The 20,815-nt window shown below is 36.4% G+C and carries 19 protein-coding genes; 3 read left to right on the top strand and 16 right to left on the bottom strand.

What is annotated here, in order from left to right; all coding sequences use genetic code 11:
* Positions 1-53: 53 nt before the first annotated feature.
* The 4 genes from ABDW02_RS13480 to hemA form a co-directional block, all read right to left on the bottom strand.
* Complete coding sequence (locus tag ABDW02_RS13480; protein ID WP_343635254.1) at positions 54-713, bottom strand: sterol desaturase family protein; 660 nt, start codon at positions 711-713, stop codon at positions 54-56.
* A 145-nt stretch (positions 714-858) separates the two neighbouring features.
* Positions 859-1,416 (bottom strand): uroporphyrinogen-III synthase, encoded by a 558-nt coding sequence (locus ABDW02_RS13475; RefSeq protein WP_343635252.1) that lies wholly within the window; start codon positions 1,414-1,416, stop codon positions 859-861.
* A 103-nt stretch (positions 1,417-1,519) separates the two neighbouring features.
* Positions 1,520-2,434 carry a hydroxymethylbilane synthase gene (gene hemC / locus ABDW02_RS13470; protein WP_343635250.1) on the bottom strand — a complete coding sequence of 305 codons (915 nt, stop codon included), beginning with the start codon at positions 2,432-2,434 and terminating at the stop codon, positions 1,520-1,522.
* Positions 2,435-2,443: 9 nt separating this feature from the next.
* The gene (hemA, locus tag ABDW02_RS13465; RefSeq protein WP_343635249.1) at positions 2,444-3,670 is read right to left on the bottom strand and encodes a glutamyl-tRNA reductase; all 1,227 of its coding nucleotides are present in this window, start codon (positions 3,668-3,670) and stop codon (positions 2,444-2,446) included.
* A gap of 386 nt (positions 3,671-4,056) precedes the next feature.
* Here hemA and ABDW02_RS13460 point away from each other — a divergent pair, with 386 nt between their 5' ends.
* Complete coding sequence (locus ABDW02_RS13460) at positions 4,057-5,364, top strand: hypothetical protein (RefSeq protein WP_343635247.1); 1,308 nt, start codon at positions 4,057-4,059, stop codon at positions 5,362-5,364.
* Between the two features lie 47 nt (positions 5,365-5,411).
* Here the strand turns inward: ABDW02_RS13460 and ABDW02_RS13455 are convergent, their stop codons facing one another.
* From ABDW02_RS13455 to ABDW02_RS13440, 4 genes are all read right to left on the bottom strand, one after another.
* Entirely contained in the window at positions 5,412-5,747 is a 336-nt protein-coding gene (locus tag ABDW02_RS13455) for a helix-turn-helix domain-containing protein (protein ID WP_343635245.1), read from the bottom strand.
* Positions 5,748-5,928: 181 nt separating this feature from the next.
* The gene (locus tag ABDW02_RS13450; protein WP_343635243.1) at positions 5,929-6,324 is read right to left on the bottom strand and encodes a hypothetical protein; all 396 of its coding nucleotides are present in this window, start codon (positions 6,322-6,324) and stop codon (positions 5,929-5,931) included.
* Positions 6,325-6,371: 47 nt separating this feature from the next.
* Entirely contained in the window at positions 6,372-6,662 is a 291-nt protein-coding gene (locus tag ABDW02_RS13445) for a hypothetical protein (RefSeq protein ID WP_343635241.1), read from the bottom strand.
* Positions 6,663-6,668: 6 nt separating this feature from the next.
* Positions 6,669-7,334, bottom strand: a complete 666-nt coding sequence (locus ABDW02_RS13440; protein ID WP_343635239.1) for a hypothetical protein — start codon at positions 7,332-7,334, stop codon at positions 6,669-6,671.
* 290 nt (positions 7,335-7,624) lie between these two features.
* Here ABDW02_RS13440 and ABDW02_RS13435 point away from each other — a divergent pair, with 290 nt between their 5' ends.
* Together ABDW02_RS13435 and ABDW02_RS13430 are read left to right on the top strand one after the other, a co-directional pair.
* On the top strand, positions 7,625-8,608 hold the full coding sequence (locus ABDW02_RS13435; RefSeq protein WP_343635237.1) for a hypothetical protein: 984 nt from the start codon (positions 7,625-7,627) through the stop codon (positions 8,606-8,608).
* A complete protein-coding gene (locus tag ABDW02_RS13430) occupies positions 8,601-9,149 on the top strand; it encodes a hypothetical protein (RefSeq protein ID WP_343635235.1) in 549 nt (182 codons plus the stop codon). The genes ABDW02_RS13435 and ABDW02_RS13430 overlap by 8 nt, the downstream gene beginning before the upstream one ends.
* A 21-nt stretch (positions 9,150-9,170) precedes the next feature.
* On the opposite strand, the gene ABDW02_RS13425 is transcribed toward ABDW02_RS13430, so the two are convergent.
* The 8 genes from ABDW02_RS13425 to rmuC form a co-directional block, all read right to left on the bottom strand.
* Positions 9,171-12,011 carry a type I restriction endonuclease subunit R gene (locus tag ABDW02_RS13425; RefSeq protein ID WP_343635233.1) on the bottom strand — a complete coding sequence of 947 codons (2,841 nt, stop codon included), beginning with the start codon at positions 12,009-12,011 and terminating at the stop codon, positions 9,171-9,173.
* A gap of 1 nt (position 12,012) precedes the next feature.
* Positions 12,013-12,633 carry a hypothetical protein gene (locus ABDW02_RS13420; RefSeq protein ID WP_343635231.1) on the bottom strand — a complete coding sequence of 207 codons (621 nt, stop codon included), beginning with the start codon at positions 12,631-12,633 and terminating at the stop codon, positions 12,013-12,015.
* Positions 12,633-13,883 (bottom strand): restriction endonuclease subunit S, encoded by a 1,251-nt coding sequence (locus ABDW02_RS13415; protein ID WP_343635229.1) that lies wholly within the window; start codon positions 13,881-13,883, stop codon positions 12,633-12,635. The genes ABDW02_RS13420 and ABDW02_RS13415 overlap by 1 nt, the downstream gene beginning before the upstream one ends.
* 2 nt (positions 13,884-13,885) lie before the next feature.
* Positions 13,886-15,478: a type I restriction-modification system subunit M gene (locus tag ABDW02_RS13410; RefSeq protein WP_343635227.1), complete on the bottom strand. Its 1,593-nt coding sequence runs from the start codon at positions 15,476-15,478 to the stop codon at positions 13,886-13,888.
* A 171-nt stretch (positions 15,479-15,649) separates the two neighbouring features.
* Entirely contained in the window at positions 15,650-16,933 is a 1,284-nt protein-coding gene (locus ABDW02_RS13405) for a restriction endonuclease (protein WP_343635225.1), read from the bottom strand.
* Positions 16,930-18,792: an AAA family ATPase gene (locus tag ABDW02_RS13400; protein ID WP_343635223.1), complete on the bottom strand. Its 1,863-nt coding sequence runs from the start codon at positions 18,790-18,792 to the stop codon at positions 16,930-16,932. The genes ABDW02_RS13405 and ABDW02_RS13400 overlap by 4 nt, the downstream gene beginning before the upstream one ends.
* Positions 18,793-18,804: 12 nt before the next feature.
* On the bottom strand, positions 18,805-19,356 hold the full coding sequence (locus ABDW02_RS13395) for a hypothetical protein (RefSeq protein ID WP_343635221.1): 552 nt from the start codon (positions 19,354-19,356) through the stop codon (positions 18,805-18,807).
* Positions 19,349-20,815 carry a DNA recombination protein RmuC gene (gene rmuC / locus ABDW02_RS13390; protein ID WP_343635219.1) on the bottom strand — a complete coding sequence of 489 codons (1,467 nt, stop codon included), beginning with the start codon at positions 20,813-20,815 and terminating at the stop codon, positions 19,349-19,351. The genes ABDW02_RS13395 and rmuC overlap by 8 nt, the downstream gene beginning before the upstream one ends.

Raw genomic sequence — 20,815 nt, 5'->3', positions numbered from 1 at the left:
CCGGATATACAAAACTATGTGACCTATGTCGCTATGTGATTTGATACAACATCCTATTTCTTAAGGATTGTAATTGTCTTGCGGCCTTTTATTGGCATCGTTCTGAACACAATATCCCAAATCGGGGTGGACACTCCAAACGCTTTGTCGTGCTGCTGATAGTGGTGAATGTTGTGATGTTTCCACCAGAAATTAAATCGCGCAGGCGCCGGTTTGCTGTGTACCATCCAATGGATACTGATGTATACGAGGTACCCGATTAAGAAACCTGATCCGAAGGTAAATGCAGCTGTTCCCATCATGAGGTAAAATACCCCCAAAAAGGCGCTCGCAATAGCCAATCCCGGAATCGGAGGCAAAATAATGCGGTCTTCGTCACTTGGATACTGGTGGTGAATTCCGTGGAATACGTATTGCATTCCGGTATCATAAGACGCATCCTTTAACTTATGATACACAAACCGATGGAGCGTATATTCGCCGAAAGTCCATGCAAGAAACCCAAGGAAGAACAATAAAATGGCACTGATTGCTGTTCCGTGAAAATAATACAGGTACATCCAGATCCATACAGCAGCAACTGTGCTATATAAACTAATAATGATCCAAAGCTTTGTTTTTGTTAAAACCTCCAGCAGAGGTGACTTGAATAGTTTAGGCGATTTTTCATCAGGATAAACTCGGAATTCATAATTTCCATTGTTCGCTTCCATAGCATAGAATTTAGTGAGTATTACTTTTTGAATATTTCAATTTGGCACTCAGTTGTTCTATCACAACCTGGAACAAAGTTAAACAACTTTAGAAGCCATCCGTTTTAAAACATAACTAAAAAGTAGGCCTTTTAGTTAAAAAAATCTAATTTTCTGTAAGAATTTTTTGGAGGATTTCCAAAAGCTCGGAATAAGTGGACGTGTCCAGAATAAAATGTACGGGAGCGTCATCGTCCATCATGGTTTCTGCCGTAGAACGGCCCCAGGCGATCACTTTTGCTTCTTCGGGAAGCTTATTCAAAGTCATAAAGCTCTTGTAATTCGACGGACTGGTAAAGACATATACCGAAAAAGAATTCAGGAATGGCACCGGGTCGGAAATCGTTTCGTAAACGATCAAGGAGATTTTTTGAGATCCGGGAATCTCCGACTCAATGGATTTATTGGATTTAGTGGATTGCGGGAAAAGTGCCCTGCGTTCTCCCAGCCAGGTTTTGAATTGAGCAGCTATTTCTTTCGGGTTCCCGGCTTGTTCTCCGTAAAAAGAAACCTGATACCCCAAAGTTTCCAGGTGTTTTTTCGTTTCCGGGCCGATGCAGGCAATTTCCTGGTTTGCTGTGAGGCTGAAATCTTCCGGGATAAAAAAATCAACGGATCGTGGTGAAGCGAAAAAAACCACCTCCCAATTACTTGCAGGAGGCATCTTAAATGGGATTTTACCGAATGAAATGAATGATTTACGGACCAGGAGCAAATCGTTTTCCCGGCAAAAATCAACTATCGGAAGGGAAGAGTCGCTTTCTGAACTAAGAAATATACTCCTGATCTTCATCTTCTTCTTCCTCCAATAAGGCTTCGAGCACTACATCAACCATATCCAGGTCGTGCGGGCCTTCAAACTCAAACCACTGTGCTCCCTGCTCCCATTCATGCGCAAATGCAACGAGCAAACGTCCTTCTTCCGGGCAATATGCTCCAAGCGGAAGCTGGCAACCGCCCTGCAGGCGATTCAGTACCGTTCTTTCCAACGCAATTTGGGATTGAATATCTTCGTGGTTCATGGCTTGCATGAAATTGTTCAATTCGTGATCGTTTTCCCGGATCTGAAGCGCCAAAACACCCTGCGCAGGTGCAGGAATAAATTGTTCCGGATCCAGCACTACTTCGTGCATTCCTTTCAAATCCAGTTTCAGGCGGTCCAAACCGGCTTTCGCCAGTAAAATAGCATCGTACTCGCCGTCGACCAGTTTTTGAAGGCGTGTCGGTACATTTCCGCGAAGGTCTTTGATCTGAACATCAGACCGGAAACCAACCAATTGGGATTTTCTGCGGGCAGAAGATGTTCCTACTACAGCATCCTTTTTCAAACTCCAAAACGCGTTCTCATCAAACGCACTCGGATGAATGAGCAATACATCTGCCGGATTTTCGCGTTCGGAAACAGCAGCGATGATTAAGCCTTCCGGCGGATTTGTTTCGAGGTCTTTGTGAGAATGTACAGCCAGGTCAATGGTATCATTGAGTAAAGCCTGTTCGATTTCCTTGGTGAAAAAACCTTTTCCTTCCAGTTTATCGAAACTCAAATGCTGAATTTCATCGCCCTGGGTTTTGATAATGGTGATGCTGACTTCTGCTCCGAGAGCTTCCAGTTGGTTTTTCACATGATTGGCCTGCCAAAGTGCTAAATCACTTCCGCGCGAACCGATACGAATTTTTCTCATGAAGCAAAATTACGATTTAAACATGATTTCCTTGGCCATAATCATAGGCATGCTCATGTATTTTTTCTCCATGTATCCGACCACTTTTTCCAGGATCTCTTTGGAAGAAGGATCCAACTGGTCCAATTCGTTCTTAAAGATCTCGTTGAAAGCTGTAGCACGGATTTCCTTGACCATTTGCGGAACAGGTCTCATGGCAACTTCGATTGCGCGCATCTTGGCGATGTTGCGGAATTCATTGTTTGCTTCTTCCAGGATTTGCTCCACATGGATTACTTCCTGTGAGCGTTCTTCCAGGTGACTGTCTGAAATGCGCTGAAGCACTTCAATGGAAATATTCCGAGTAGGGAAATTGGCATGTACCTCCGGGGAAATATCGTTTGGCAAAGCCAGGTCCACGGTAATCTTCGGACTTGTTTCACCGTTCAGTAATTTTTTGTAGAGTTTTTCGTCCACGATGACATCTTCGGAGCCCGTACAGGAAACCAGGATATCAAATCCTTTGGAGTGATTTTCCAATTCGGTCAACGGAAATGCCTTTCCACCCAGTTCTTCGGCCAAAACAGCTGCTTTTTCCACTGTTCTGTTGTAGATCACGAAATTATTCATCCCGTGTTTCTTCAAGAAGCGAAGCATGGCTGTATTGGTAACACCCGCCCCGATAGCCAGCACACGTGCATCTTTCGGAACGTCCATTCCAACCAAACGCTGGTAAGCAATGGAAACTACCGAAACCGGTTTCAGGGAAATTTTCGTTTCCGTGTAAACACGTTTTGCTGTTTCAATGGTATGGCGGAATAAAATTCTAAGGGTATCTCCGGAAAGCCCTAAATCACGGGACTGCTCGAAAGACTGGCGAACTTGTGTGATGATCTCACGTTCACCGATCACCAAAGAGTCAATCGAAGTAGCCACACGCATGGCATGATTTACCGCTTCCATTTTCGAGTAAACCACTGCCTTGGAAGCAAAGAAGCTTACTTTTTCTTCGTCGTATTCGGGATAAAGTGCTGAAAAGAAATCGTGTAAAAACTCCGGAGAAAGTATCTCGTTGGTCACTAAAAAGTATTCTACGCGGTTACAGGTTGATAAGAACATGATCTCATCAATGTGCAAACGTTCTTTCACCGTTTGAAAACGTGATTGAACAGCGTCCTGTTCGATGTGTAAAACCCCGATTTTGGAGACTTCCAGGTTTCTATGCGTAAATGCGATTGTATGCAGTTGCTTAATCACGAATGGTAACTTTCTAGCTTTATTACCTGCAAAATTGGGAAACAAGCGGCTGTGAATTGTCACAAAACTGTCAGGGTTATCTATTTAGAACCATTTTAAACAAATTAAAGGGAAAATGTAAAAAGGTAAATGTAAAAAAGTGGGTTTGTTTATTTGATAAAATGATGTTTTTGAGTAACTTAAAAAATAGTTAGATCGTTTTAAAAAATTTAACGGAATTCTAAACACCACGCTATTGCTTCGTTTCAGAAGATTTTGTAACTTATTCGAACAATTTGGAATTTAGCTGAATTTCGTGATAGAAGGGCAATTTTCTACCCCTTTTTCGTATCCGGTTTAAGTTCTGAACCACCTAGATTTGAATCAACGATAAACACAGAATCACCATGAAATTAAAAATTAATTTTGTTTTAAAGACAGGAATTGAAGGAGAAATTCCAATCCTCGCCATTATCAATTTTGGATACAAGGAATTTGACGCACTTAAATCAAAGTACATTTACAAACCCTTGAAGTATTACACCGGAATCAAAGTTGCTCGCCAAGACTGGGATGACACCTTAAAACAACCTATTCCTAAAAATAAATTACATGAATTACTGAAAACGCAAAGGACCATTGAAGAAGCGTTTCAGTATCTTCAGATGAGAAATGAGGTTTCCAACGATGCAATAAAGAATCACCTGGATATTAAATTGAAAGGAAAATCAGATGACGTCGTCACCAAGGTACGTTTGGTCGATTTCATTCAGAAGGAGTTCATTTCACGGGAAGCATATTCGGATAAAACGAAAATTCGCTTTTCATCCTTTGTTCGAAGAATTGAAGCGTTTGAATTACTGATCCGAAAACCACTTTATAGTAATGACGTGAACGAACAATTGTATGCACAGTTTATGGAGGAAAGCCGTAACACACTAAAAAAGCAAAATAGCATTTGGTTATTGTTTGCGGACTTCCGAACCGTCATGCGAAGAATTGCCAAGACATATAAAATCAGCGTCTTTGTCCCGACCCATGAAATATCTTCTAATGATAAAGTGCGCTTCAAATTCGAAGAGAAGATCTATTTGAATTTTGAGCAGATTCAGAAGATACTCAATTATGAACCACCATCGGAACGAATGCTGGATACCAAACTGATTTTAATGAAACTTCTCTTCACAGGATGTCGCTACTCTGATGTCTTTAAAGTGAAACCGGAATTCTCATACGACAAGGATGGAGTATCTTTTGAATACACCCGATTTATTACTCAAAAGCGTGATGTCGAAGTAATCATTCCTATTTTAAAGCCTTTACGTGAGATGCTGGAACAAAACGTGGAGCGGGCTCATCATCGGTATTCGGAAGCGGGCTTTAATCTAAACGTAAAGGAACTAGCTCGTCAATGTGGTATGGATGAACCAATCACATTGAGTTATACAGACAGTCGAGGTAAAAAACAGTTTGAAACGAAACCTTTTTATCAGTTTGTGAGTTCCCATACAGGTAGAAGATCTTTCATTACGAACCTCATCAATTATGTTCCTGTTACAATCCTTACAAAGATCACTTCTCATCAATTGAAGGATGCCAGTATCATTTTTGGGTACAATAAGATTACGCTGCTTGAAAATGCAGTTTTGTTTGTCAAAGAATTATGCAGACTACAGGAAACGAATAAGGATCATTTTAGGTTTCAGTTAATCTAAAAACCCCATAATGAATAAGCCCCGCAAATGCGGGGCTTATTCTATTTTTAGTTTTCACGATGCTTAATGAAATTCATTAAATCATGTTTTGAATACCTGAGAGTTCGAAGATTGAATTTGATAGGTTTGAAGGTTCCATCATTCACCATCCGAATAAAACCACTTCGCGATATTTTCAGTAATGCAATCGCTGATTTAAGTGTCAGCAATTCATCTTCCTGTTTACTTTCCACTTGAGTATGAGCTACTGATTCAGCTGGTCTCATATCAATTTGTCGTCTTAATTCTTTGACTTCATTTTTAAGCGATTGATTCTCTCTCATGACATCATCAACTCGTTTCGATAGTCCTTCAATGGCCATCATCAATAATTTAATTTCCATAGCTGTTTAATTAATTTTTGGTGTTATTACTTGCAATGCACGGAGAATCTCATCTTGTTTGTAATAGATCCTTCCTCCTAACCCATATGCGGTCAATAATCCTAACTTAGTCCATTTTCGTAAAGTGGGTTGCGTTATGTGCAAAAGTTCTTTAGTCTGCTCCCTTGTGAGCAATACCGTTTCATGCTTTTTCTTTGCTTTCATTATTTAAGTGTTGATTGATTAAATTCCGAACTGCTACAATTAGTTCGGGGTGTTCTGCAAGCATCAGGGTAGTTCCAATCAGAGTTTGAAAAGTCATTTCTCCTATTTTCAGTCGGTATTCTTCGAGAATAGCTGCTAATTGATCGGTTGAATAACCGTGGAGTTGGTTTGATCCTGTCGATTCTACTTCTTTTGCTGTTTGTTGTGTTTGATCCTGGGAAAGTAATACACCTTCAAAAAGTGGTGATTTTCCCAAGCTGGAGATCAGGTTTGCTACCTGACCAGATGAATCGTTTTGATTCGTTTGCAATGCTACTTTAAGTGATTTAATTGTTTTCTTTTGTCGCTTGATTTTTTGTCTGAGTTCAGACATTTCCAAACCCTGGGCAAAATCGCGTTTGGTTCGCGCGATGAGTGCTTCTACTTGCGCCTGAGTATATCCGCCTCGCTTACTTCCTCCTTTAGAATAAAGATGTATTTATCAGCTACACGCGATGCGCCTTTGTATAACCAGATTGAGACTTCTTTGGTCCATTCGTCGATACATGCTTCATAATTGAAAAAAGATCCGGGAAGGTTGGTTCTTGGAACAACGGTAAATTGATCCAACCGAATTTCATAATCCCTACTTTGACCTTGTTTCTCCAAAAAGCACAATTGCTCAAAGATGCGTTGAATGATTTCAGGTTTGTATGGCTGGCGACTTTCCATGAGGTGTTACATTAGGGATAAATCTGGGAGGTCATCATCGCGGAGTTCAATTCTCTTTCGTTCCGGTTCATCATGATGAAACTCATCACTATCTTCTTCCTGGAATTCTTCTTCGGGATCATCCCGTTCTATTCCTTCTACACCGGTTTCTTCCACGCCTGATTCTGAGGCCGAATCTATTACTTTTGCAGCAGTTGATTTTTGCTCCTCCTGGTACTTCTTAAATAGGATCGCATACAGCCAACCGTCTTTGACATCTTTCAATCGTTCTGAGATGCTCATATTCGATTTCTCACGGTACTCTTTGGCTTTGGCTACACTATGGGAAAGGGTACTTGCCCCAACAACCCGAAGCAATCCGGATTCATCGCCCATGTAATGTCCCGCACCCAAGAGTGCAACGCCGACTGCCGGAGCAGCCTTTCCAGCGGAAGCACTAAGTACCGTTCCCATCCCCACTCCGGCAATATCAGCCAAAAGTTTTAGCAAGGTGTTCGGAACGCTGCTTTTTGCTTCCCGTTTGTTGAACCCTGCTAAAACTCCTTTGATAGTCCCTGAGCCGAGATTTGCCTTTTGCTTCTTTTTCTTTTTGTCTTTTCGGGGAATCTCGGATAGCGGAAGATCATCGTCATCCAATAACTCCAAACGTTTTATTTTCTCTTTGCTTTTCATTTTTACTCATTTCTGTTGTACATATTACTAGTTAACAGAAGTAAGTTCTGAAAATGAAATCAATTCCCTTGCGCATTTGTACGCTTCAGTACACTTTTTAAGAGTTTTTAAGAAATCATGAGATAATGTTTTCCTTATTTTCTTAAAACTCTATTCAACAGTAGTGTAATTATCTGTATTTAATTGTTTTTATCTTTTCACAGTAATCAGAACTCTTGTCAAAATCCTATAAAAAGTTGATTTATAATTAAAAAATAAGTTTAATTTTACTAATAACCTAATTACATAGCATGGCAAGAGACATAAAATTAGATTGCTACCATTTCACTTTTAGAAAGCAATTACATAACGGGGATTATTTCTTCAGAGATTTTTTAAATTCTTTCAATCCCGATGGACAAACACTAACTCTTCAAAATCAATACAATTCTTTTTACACCGATTTAGTCAATTATTTTGGTTCAGAATTTAGAATTAACGTTAATGAAACAAAAGGAATTACTATTAGTTCTGAAGACACTTATTTAATTCAGTCTAATTTTAATATTGTTAGTGGGGTACTAAGAGGTGGCGATACAGGTATTGGTAAGAAAATACAAGAAAGACGTAATTCACTTGGTGGAAACCAAGTTGATCAAACTAAAATACATGCGATTCCGCATTACTTTCAAATATGGATGCCAATTGATCTGAATTTTTGTATTGTAGTGGTTCAATCATATACCGGAGAGTCTTTATCTGGAATGTTCCTACAACAGCTTGGAAACTATTTTAAAGCTAAGAACATAATCACTTATAACAGGCAAAAATTCCTTCCACAAAGAATGATTGATGACTTTCGGAATAATGCAATTGTGAAAAGCGTAACTTTTAAATCATCAAGATTAGAACGTCAAAAAAGACAGGCAATCAATCCGGTTCTTGTTGAAAAAGACATGTTAAACGTGGAGTTGACATTAAAAGGTTTTGGAAGAAATTCTTCTTGGGCACAATTTAGGGAGTGGTTGACTGGTAGCAATCAAAATTTACTCGGAATTGATATGTCAGACGTGAACTTAGATAATCCAGTCGATAGAATCGTTGAATACAACTACAAGGGAAAAACGACCAAAGGAAAGCTTACAAAAGAATATCAAATTATACCATCCATCGTAATCAGCGATGAAATTCAGTTAAATGAAGAGAAACATCCTGATTTCAACTCTATTCATGCTTACGTGTGTGAATTTATGAATGAATTAATTGTAGAATCCGGATACGATAGAAATGATTAATACAATTAAGGATACTGTATGCCATGTAGCAAAAGAAAAGTCCCGAGGACATGTTATCATATTTTTTGTGTTAATCCCCTTGGTAATTTCTACCCTTCCACTATATCTTACTTTTTCGCTTGCAGATGACGGAATAAGTGGAAATATTATATCTGGCTTATCATTGTTTATTGGTTTCTTTTTCTCGTTGATTTTTGTAATCTCTGATAGAGTGCAATTTAAGAAAGATGAAATTCTCAATAGAGAATCAGATGGTACACCAGATCGATCTAGAATAGCGAAACTGAATGCATATATTGATTTTGGAAAGCAGCTGGTCGGAACAATTTCATCAACAGTATATATCTCATTAGGACTTATAATCCTGATCCTTCTAAGCGAATTAAGATTGGAGTCCACTTTCTTGCCTGATTTTAACAAGTGGTATTTGTTGATTATTCAGACAGTTGGATTATATCTTGGTTCAATCTTGTTGTATTTAATTGTAACCATTCTAAAGGAAATGTATGATTTCTTTTACGGACAAATAAGTGAAAAGTGATTGCAATAGTCACTACAGTATTTATTCTTTAAAAAATGTATCTATAAAGTTCAAAAACTTAAATAGAATCATATCACCGATGGTTGCACGTTGAAGAATAGAAGGTTGTTCCTCCAATATCTGAATCACTTCCTCTTTCTTCGGTATTCTTTGCGTAAAAAGATAATTTTCTGTAAGTTTTCTCAGCCTCTCGGGATTCACTTTTTCTTCTAACGTAAATTTTTCGAAGGCTTTTAACTTCTCTGCATCCATGTAAGCTTCATATTCTTCTTCGATATTTCCATCATGGATCAATGGTAGATTCTCAATAATGAATTTTTCAATTAATTCGCGTTTCGAGCGCAGCTTTGTTTCTCCAGCTACTATGTCTAAAATTTCTTTTTGTTTCTTCGCTTTTTCATCAGCGTTGGTTGCTTTCAATTTCGCCAATAACCCTAGAATATAAGCCACTGTTATATCATCCCGATGAATCAATTCTAGTTCAAAATCGACTTCTTCCAATATGGATGTCTTTTCTTTTTTCTGAATGGTTTTATCATACAGATCCAAATACTTTGATTTGTAGTTTTCAAAGCTCTGTTCTTCCATTTCAATGTCCTCAAAAGAGAAATCAACATAGGATGCGATGATATTTTTTAAGCGAATGATTTCGCGGAATGCTTTGATAAAATCTAATTCGTCGTGTTCACTTTCCAGGGTATCAACTGCTTCAAAAGTTGGTACAATCTCTAATAGCTTATCGTATGCTTCATCGATTTGCTGTACGTACTTTTCATACGGCTGCATGATGATGATTTCCTTCGCATCTTTATTCGAAAATAGGGCTATGGCATCGTCTGTGGCTTTTTTGAGGTTGCGAAACACCACTATATTTCCTTGCGACTTCTTTTCCCCGAAAATGCGATTTGTCCGCGAATAAGCTTGAATTAATCCGTGGTATTTTAAGTTTTTATCTACAAATAAAGTGTTTAGGGATTTGCTGTCGAACCCTGTAAGAAACATGTTTACGACGACTAGTAAATCGACTTGTTTGTTTCGTACACGCTGAGCGATGTCTTTGTAGTAATTGTAAAATGACAAACTGTCTTTGGTCGTATAATTTGTTCCGAATGTCTTGTTATAATTCGTGATGTATTCTTCGAGTTTATCCCGTTTGTGTGTCGCCTTGTAGTCTTCTAGTGGATCTGCTACCTGGTTGAAATCCCTATCGTCGTAATCGGAGTCAATTTCCATCATATCATCATTGGCACCGTAACTGAAAATCGTCGCAACGTTGAGTTTGTTTTTACCGTCTGCTTTCCAACGATTGAAAATTTCCATGTAACGGATGAGACTTTCTACATTACTCACACAGAACATGGCTGTAAACTCACGATTGTGGGTTTTAACCGGGTGTTGCTGAATGATATAATTCGCAATTTTCTCAAGACGTTTTTCGCTTTCCATGAGTTCCTGGGTATCAATTGCTTCTACTTCAATATCAACTTCGTTTTTAGAACCTTTTTCGTGGTAGCGACCAACATATTCGACGGAGAAATTTAATACGTTTTGGTCTTTGATTGCATCAGTAATGACATACTTGTGCAATTGCTCCCCAAACAAACTTGCTGTAGTTTGGTTTTGCTTCTTTTTGGAAAGAGCATTTTCAACAAAAATGGGCGTTCCGGTAAACCCGAAAAGCTGGTAATTGGTGAAGTAGCTTATTATTTTCTTATGCGTATCTCCAAACTGACTGCGATGGCACTCATCAAAGATGAAAACAATCTTTTGATCCTTCAAGGCATCCATCGTACGCAAATGGCGTTCTTTGGTAATGGCGTTGTAGAGTTTCTGAATCGTCGTAACGATCAATTTGTTATTGACATCATTGAATTGGTTAACTAGTGTTTTGGTGTTATTTGTCATATCCACGCAATCAGGTTTGAATGCATTGAACTCTTTTGCTGTTTGATAATCCAAATCTTGACGATCAACACAAAAAACCACTTTATCTACTTTGGGTAACTGTGATAAAATTTGACTGGCTTTAAACGAAGTCAATGTTTTTCCTGAACCAGTTGTATGCCAGATATAACCGTTTTTATTTGAATTCTTAACCCGATCAATGATTCTTTCCACTGCGTTGAATTGATAGGGACGAAGGATCATTAGCTGCTTATCTGTATCGTGCAACACGATGTATTTGGTAATCATCTTGGATAAATGACATCGTTCCAAGAAGGTATTTGCGAAATCTTCTAATTTGGAAATACGAACATTGTTTTCATCGGTCCAAAAGAATGTTTGTTTGAAATCGGGCTTTTTGTTCCCGAAGTTGCTGTAATATTTGGTGTTGACCCCGTTTGAAATAACGAATAATTGTACAAAGTTAAACAGACCTGAATTGGCACTAAACGAATGCTTTTGGTAGCGGATGATCTGATTGTAGGCTTCTTTCAGTTCCAGTCCTGTTTTCTTCAATTCAATTTGGATCAATGGCAAACCATTGATTAATATGGTAACATCGTAACGGTTTTTATAGGTTCCTTCATTAGAAATTTGATGTGTGACTTGATATTCATTCTGACACCAAAAATCCATGTTAATGAACTCAATGTACACCAACTCATTTTTATCGTTACGGAACGAAAATTTATCACGTAATAAAAGTGCTTTTTCAAAAACGTTATTTGTCTTTGTCAGGTGATTCAGGATTTGCTTAAAGTCATTATCTGAAAACGCTTTGTTGTTATGCTTTTCCAACTGCGTTTTCAAATTGGCCAACAACGCCGCCTCATCTTTGATGATTACTTTTTCATAGCCATTGGAGGATAGCTGTTGGATTAGTTGCTCTTCTAGTATTTGTTCGGATTGGGTTGTCATTTTATTCTAAATCAGGATAGTATTTAAGCAATTCTTGTTCGTAACGAATATAATCTGTTTGATATAAAGCCAAACTGTAACTCTTGAAAAAACCTACTTGATCTTGTTCATCTAACCATTCATTAAATTCCGGATAATTATCATACTGATAATCTTTTTGAGTTTCGAATTTCAAATTAAAAAATATTTGTAAAAGATAAGTTACAAAGTTAAAAGTTGTATTGGCAACCATTATCGCGTATCCGCTGTCACTTTCAATTACTTTGGGGGATGGACGACCGTGAGATATATCTCCACGCAAGCTTCTAATAGTTGCTATTTCCTTTACAAATACTGTTATAAAATTCAAATCTTCGATCTCTCCATATTTTCCTAATTCATCAACTGCAGACCTAACTAATTTTTGAGCACTCAAAGTTTCCAATTCTTTAATTGAAATATTAGGGTTTAAACTTAGAATAATTGTTTTCGAAATACCTTCAAAAAGGGATTTACATGATTCTATTGAAATATCAGGATGTGATTCAAGATTTAACTCAATAATTTCAACTATTTTGAAGTAATACTCAAAGTTTTCGAATTCATCTAGATGTTTGGAAATTATTTCTTTAACTGAATTCATTATACAAGCATCTGTTGCAATAGGCTTTTTTTATATTGTGTAGTTTCATCTATCTGTTTTGAAACCAAATCGATTTTTTCATCGATAGTAGATAGAAAAGAAGCAATTTTGGTTTGTTCTTTAATATCGACTGGAAATAATATTTCATCTCCTAAGAGAAATTTTTGATTCCCAATATTTATGGTGTTTTTAGCCCCTTTTTGAACAATTGGATCAAGGTAATTATATGTGTTTTTCCAATCTTCAAAATAAGCGTGAAGTAAAGCACCAACATATTTATTTTTTGGAGTATAAACACCATATAAAACAGAAACAACACCTGTGCGGTTTAATTTATTTTGCTTAATTATACCGTACGGGAAATCGGATGTTGGACTTTTGGTGTAAACTAGGTCGTTTGGGTAAACTACTTTATAATTACTTATATTATCCGACGCATAGGAGCGCCCCAAATGTTCTACTTGGTTAATCACGCCTTTTAATTTAGCTATAGAAAAAACTTCGTTATAAGAATTATCATTATTACGCCGTTTGTTCTCGACTAACAAATCATTTAAGCGTAATTCCTGCCATGGATCGAATTCCTCCCCATTCTCGTTTTTAATTCGAATTTCTTGTGAGAAAATTTTCTGGATCATACCTTTTTTGTAATCCCCTAATGTTGTTTTTTTTTCTTTGAGCAAATTGATTTTTTCATCTATAGTTGAAAGGAGTGTCGCTATTTTGATTTGTTCTGGGAGAGGAGGAAGTAATACATCTAAAGATTTCAAGTCTGAATTATACACATTGCTAATACTTACTCCTTTCGCTAATGCGGCAATTCGCTTTTTCAATTTATGATTAATGTAATATGCTACATATACCTGTGAATACACACCATATTTCAAGGGTTTTAAGATGTTAATTGTTCTACCGATGGCAACGTTTTTTACTGTTAAAGCCGATGCCGATCCAATATCCAAAGGATCTTCACCTGCTGATGGAAGTATTATTTCATCACCTTCACTGAAGTGCAATTCGGATTTGTCAATATTTGTCCTATTAATAACCTTTCTAATAACCTCATTATACATATGATACAATTCACCATAACGAACACAAGGAGTTTCAAATTCAGGGGAAGCCTCTTTTTGTTTAATGTTTTTTCCAGTTGAAAATTTAAAAATCTCGCTAAATGAGTACCTTACGTACGCACTATTATTAAATTTTTCAAATTCAGGAAACCTTAGTTTTGGCTGTGGTTCTTCCATTCTTAAAAAGGAGTTTTGATGTTTAGTTCTTTACAAAAGCCAGTCAATAAATCATCTACTTCTTTCATTTTGCGGTTAATGTCATATATTCTATCTACGACAGCATTCAAATCAATAGACTCAGCTTCTTCAAAAGTGTTTACATAGCGTGCAATGTTTAGGTTGCAATCTGATGCTTTTACTTCTTGTAATGTTGCCGTATTAGAGTACTTATCAATGATCGTGCGTGAATTGTAAGTATTTATAATTTTTTCGATGTGATTATCTAACAATACGTTTTGATTTTTCTCTTTGATAAAACCACTACTCGCATCAATGAACAGAATATTTTCCGGATTTTCACGGCAGATTTTGAAAACTAAAATACAGGTTGGAATGCTTGTTCCGTAAAATAAATTTGCAGGCAAACCAATTACAGCATCCAAGTAATTTCGGTCTTCTATTAGGAACTTACGAATGTGACCTTCAGCTGCACCACGAAATAAGACACCATGCGGTGCGATACAGGCCATAATTCCATTTTCATCTAAATGATGAATCATGTGTTGAATAAAGGCAAAGTCCGCTTTTGTTGCCGGTGCTAAACGACCAAATTTAGAAAACCGATCATCATTATTAAATAAAGGATTTGCAGACCATTTAGCAGAAAACGGTGGATTCGCCACGATAGCTTCAAACTTCAAGTCTAGATGTTGAGGGCGTTCAAGTGTATCTTCGTGTTTAATATTGAATTTATGATAATTGACATCGTGCAAAATCATATTCATTCGCGCCAGGTTGTAGGTTGTACGATTCATTTCTTGACCGTAGAAATAACCAACTTCTTCTACCTCTTTGGCAACTCGCAATAATAAGGAACCGGAACCACAAGTTGGGTCATAAACAGATTTCAATTTGTTTTTACGTGAGGTAACAATTTTTGCCAAAACAGTGGAAACTTGTTGGGGTGTATAAAACTCCCCTGCTTTTTGTCCAGCACCTTCCGCGAACTTTGCAATGAGGTATTCATAGGCATCACCTAAAACATCTCCGTCGGTATTGTCCAAATCAAAGTCAATTTCGTTGAGTGAGTTCAGAATTTTCACAATTACATCGTTGCGGTCTTTCGCAGTACGACCAATTTTTGTAGAGTTCAAATCCATGTCGTAAAACAGATTATCAAAATCGTCCTGACTATCCGAACCCATGGTGCTTTTTTCAATGCTTTTCAATACATTGTCTAGGTCTTCGAGTATAAAGGTACTCTGGATCTGTTCTTCATCCGCGTCATTGATCACTTTGGCGTTTCCTTTTTTAGCCAGGTTCCCGAACAATTCGGAAGGTTTTAAGAAATAACCCAATGAATCAACCGTTGCTTCTTTCAAAGCTGATAAAATTTCAATACCCTCTTTGGAATGTTCATCGATTTCAGCAAACAAAATACCGTCAGTTTTCAAAAACTCGTTTGCTTTCTTTTCAAGCTTTTCAGAAAGGTATTTGTAAAAGATGAAACCCAGAATGTAATCCTGGAATTGGTTCGCGCTAATTTTCCCCCTTAATATATCTGCAATAGCCCACAGTTTTTGTTCGAGCTGTTTTTTTTGTTCTTCTGACATGTGTTATTTATCCGTAAGACTGTATTTTCTCAGTAATATTAATCAATTAAAGCGGCCATAAATTTGCTTCCATTAAAACTTTTCCATTTTAGTTTCTTAATAATACCTTGGATTGGAATTAGGTTATTAATCATTTGATGAATTTCAGGAAATCAACACGCCTGTCTTAAATTAGATCAAAGATGGAAGCCTAACTCCAATTTTGTACAAACTAACATAACTTTTTTCAGGAAAGGATCTGAAATCTCTTTTATCCAACTCATCCAATGAATTTTGATCTGAGAAAATAATTAGGCATTCAATTACTTTAGACATATCACTTTCTTGCAGAAGCTCATAAACCATTTTCAGCCTTGCATAACCTGATATTTGCCTAGCATCGTCAACAGTAATAGTATTGTCTACGTATTGTGGTTTATATTTGGCATCGACCACCATTACAAAATGACCATCTTTTGATCTAATGAGAAAGTCAGGTTCCAATCGATTGACGGAAGGATGATATATGACTTCTCCAGGCAATGGAAACTGTAGTTTCAATTTCGAATAAACATACAACTCAAACAACTTACTCATATCAATCCAGAAAGGAGGTGTGAGTATTTTTTGATTACTGATTCTTGAAATTGAATAGCCATATTTTTTGAGGATAATTTTTGCCAGCTTTAAGGATTGTTCGTATTCCGGATAGAGTGGATTCGGTTTTATATGACGCAGATCTAAAATGTTTACTTCTTCATCGACTTGCTCCAAGGCTGGCTGAATAAAATTTGCATAATCACTTACTAATTTGTCTCCATCGAAATTTGAATTTGAAAGAATTGCCCGACAAAAATTGAAGGCTTTTTTTAGTATTTTGTTCTCCAGGGAGTTTATCCCAAATTCCTCAAAGTGACAAACAGTACTAGTGTTTTTACTTTTAATCAGATTCTTTGTAATTGTCTGATTGATCAAAACTTTCCCTTTTACCCGTGAATTCAAATTCCGATCCACCTTGTAATACGATTTACGAAGCCCTTTGCGAACAATTCTTTTTAAAAGTTGGAAATATTGTATTACCAATAAAGGAGTCAATAAATCTTGTTGCTGCTCTATTTCTATTGTAGGCTTATCAAAATCGACCTCGAATAATTCTTCCAAATGTTTTAAGTCTGAATTTTCGTTGAATGCATCAAGAAGCATTTTCAGATAATTAATCTGGATCTCTCCATCATTTTGTTTTGGTTCGACGTAAATTGCTTTTTTGCCTTCTATCAGCCAATCTACACCCACGTAATATGATGTCTGAAAGACATATCCATTTTGATCCTTATCTTTCCAAAATTTGTAGCAAAGGCCTTCACCCTTCCGTTTTGAGAAAGCGCGGTTGCCAAATGGTGGGACATCAAGGAAATCAGATAAATCTATTAATTCATTTACATCCTTATATCCGTATTGTTCGGGAAGAGTGATCATTTTGAAAGTTCTTTAATTACTTCCCAGGTTTTATCGAGGTCTTTGAGAATTCCATCTTTGATGTATTCTTTTAAAATCGGAACTATTTCATACTTTCTTCTGATCTTGAATTCTTCATCACTAGCAATAAAATAACTGTGACCTAACCAGACATCCTCCGGTCTAAACTCTTCATTCAGTAAAGCAGATGGTTTTAACTCCGTATTTTTATTCTTCTCGTATTCATTGTAGTTGGAAATAAACAAATCTGAAACTTTTTCAAAAGCAGATTTTTGGAAGTTTTCTATCTGCAGGATCTCCGGTAGTATTTCTACAAAAGCAAAACGTCTGCGGATAGCATAATCAATATGACCAACGCTTCGGTCCGAAGTATTCATTGTTCCAATAATGAAAAGGTTTTTAGGAAGAATTAATGTGTTTTCACCATCGATAGCATACATACTATTGACTTTCTTATTTCTGTATTCAAGGGCATAAATCAATTCGCCAAGAACAGATGGCAAATTGGCTCTATTGATCTCATCAATTATCAATACATAATTATTTAATTCTTCTTTTTTAGTTAATTCTCCTGGAATCTGATCGATTTCTGGGAATTTAGTTCTTATTTTGTCTAAAATGCTCACATAATAGGGTATTCTTCTATAAACTGTTTTTACAAAACCCGGAGTATCCCTAATATCAGAACTAGTTCTTAAACCGAGAAGAAACATTCTCCTTATTTGATCAAACTTTAATCTGTCATACCAACTAGTTCCATGAAATTTGAATGCATTGTCCTCAATTTCAGTAATTCGTATTGCTTTTGTTAATTGAGGCTCTTCGCTATCTTCATCATCCAATAATTCACTTAAATACTCAACATACTCATTGATCTTTCCTTCAATATATTTTTCAATAGAGTAATCTTTCAAATTTTTTGAAGAATTGACTTGGTTCGCGTACGCTTCAGTCGCAAATTCGGCTAATATTCTGTTTTGTGTTTCATAAGAAATTCTATCTCCTTCACTCTTAACCGTAATTCCACGGACCAAATCTTCATATGAATAAGCTGGGTGAAATTGTATAATCTTTACTTTATCTGATTCGTAATTTTCATAGATATACTTAGCAAAAGCAGCACTATAAGGTCCACTACCACCACTAATCTCCGAGCTTTCCCATTTTCTGGAGGAATATGCTTTAATTATGTCGGAAAAATTTAATCTCCCATTATTCCCAGTGGAATCTCTCTGATAGTCAAGATGATTATTGCTCATCGCAACCACTTCGTACTTCACCTTACCATTTGTAGATTTAATCGTTAATCCTAAAGAAACAATTCTCAAAATATCTTCTTCAGAAATGTTATTAGGAGAGGTAAGCTGTTTTGCAATGCTTTCAGCCATTCTAGTCTTACCTGTTCCTGGAGGTCCTTGAAGAATTATTTGATTTTTTTGTCTTAAAATTTTAATGATTTCTTCCGAGGTTTGCATGCTTAATATTTTTAAATAGTTTGAATTGATTAATTGTACATAATCCCCATGGGATTGAGTGAATTGTCTACCGCGCCCACCATATTCTCCAAAATCAATATTGGTATAATCGTCTTTCAGAAATAAGTCCGTTAGCATCACAGCTGTTACAGAATTATACTTCTTGATGAAAAAAGGATCGATCTGATCCAACTTCTTTAAACTCCCAGCTTTTCCAATTGCAACGATTTCCTGACCTTTTGTGATACAGATCAAATCTCCAGGTTTGATATTTTTAAATGTGTTAGCAATTTCTTTTCCTGCAAAAGCAATTTTATATTTTTTAAAAAGAGGCAATACATCTTGTCCTCCCCAATTAGTTCCGATACGCCAAACCCTATTCATATTCGATTCGGATTATGAAATAACGGCTCTTAACTGATTCAATTCTAAATCAATTTGATCGATCCTATTTTGCACGGTTTCTAATTTTGTTGCGAAGTACGAAGCATCTTTATTACCAGCAACAATTTTGTACGAGAATTCTTTCAAATGTTCAAATAAAAATTGCTTAACCGAGAATAATTTAAATGTGCAAAACAAATAAGCTAGATTGATGATTCCGAAAACAATAGAATTAAATGTCAAAACATTTTCGATGTCAATAGACCTCATAATCAAAAAACAGAGTGCATTGGAAAACAAAAGTAATATGATTAAAATTCTAATTAATTTCCTCCATAACTTTTCACTTTGCGCCTTTATTTGTTTTTCTAAATCAATTGCTTTATTTCGATCATCAATCAATAACTGTTTCTCATTTTCAAGATCAGTTATACGTCTTAAACGCTCTGCTTCTTTATCAGAATGATCTTGATTTCTAGAACGTTTTGAAAAATGCCAAAATATGATTGCAACTACAATGAGTATTACAATGTAGAGCCCCCAGTTATAATTTTTTTTATTCACCTTCAACAGTATTTTGTAAAGCTTGATTTTCGATTTCCTTTGGTAGCTGCTTTTTAGGTTTCAACCCAAGATTCTTAAGCTTTGTAGCTTGAACGACCAAATTATCATTGCCTGTAGACAACTGTTTAAATGCTTCTTCATATTTATTTTGAGCCTTACCAATGTGAGAGCCTATATCCTCCATATTTGAAATAAATCCAACAAATTTATCATACAGTTTAGCACCCCTTTCTGCGATTTCGATCGCATTTTGATTTTGATATTCTCTCTTCCAAAGATCAACTATCAGCTTTAATGAGGTAATAAGGTTCGTTGGATTGAGTAATAAAATTCGTTTGTCATAAGCGAAGTTCCAGAGATTGGGATCTCCTTGCATTGCTGCAATGTATGCTGATTCGCTAGGTATAAACATCATCACAAAATCCAATGCTTTGTCGTAATCATCGTAACCCTTTGAACTAAGCGCATTTATATGCATTTTCATAGATCCAACGTGTGCTGCTAATTCCCTTTGTTGCTCTTCTGGATCAACCGCATCCATATATCTAGTAAACGCTAAAAGTGAAACTTTTGAATCAATAATTACGCTTCTTTTATCCGGGTATTTTATTACAACATCGGGACGCATCTTTTTACCCTCTGATTCTGAAAGAATTGCGTTACCTTCATCATCAGTTAACTGATGTTCTATGAAATATTCTCTGTCTTTGACAAGACCCGATTTTTCCAAGATGCTTTCCAAGATCATTTCTCCCCAAAGCCCTCGAGTCTTTGATTCTCCTTTTAATGCACGGGTCAAATTTTTAGCTTCATCACTAATCACCTGGTTCAATTCGGCAAGTTCTTTCACTTTTTCACCAAGTGAGAAACGCTCTTTTGACTCTTTATCATAAACTTCTTCTACTTTCGCTTTGAATTTGTCTAAATTATCTCCCAACGGCTTTAAAAGCATTTCTATATTGCTTTTATTTGTTTTAGTGAATTTATCAGTTTTTTCTTCCAATATCCGATTTGCAATATTCTCGAATTCTGTAGTAAATTTTTCATTGAGCTTTTCGATTTCCTGTTTTTGAGAGTCATGTTTTTCAATAAGTGACTTGTTATTCGCGTTAGCTGTTGCGAGTTGTGTATTGACATTGTTGAAGTCAGAAGTTTTCTGATCCAGTTCCTCAACAACTTTATTTAGTCTTTCATTTGCACTGGATAGTTCCTGCTTAACAGATGCTTCCCTCAATTCAAATTCTAAAGCCTTTCGTTCTACATCTCCTTTTAATTTTTTTTCATTTTCCAACTCTTGTTTCAAATTTTCCAATTCTGTGTTTGTCTCAGATATTTTGGTATTTGAGTTTTGCAATTCACTTTGTAATGTTGCAATAACGGCTGCACTTTTTTGATTTACAAAAAGCCAAGCTATTACTGCTCCAATGATTAATCCTACTATGATAAATAACACTTCCAT

The sequence above is a fragment of the Fluviicola sp. genome (genome assembly GCF_039596395.1).
Taxonomy (GTDB): domain Bacteria; phylum Bacteroidota; class Bacteroidia; order Flavobacteriales_D; family Crocinitomicaceae; genus Fluviicola.
This window is presented reverse-complemented; position numbering and strand designations above follow the sequence as displayed.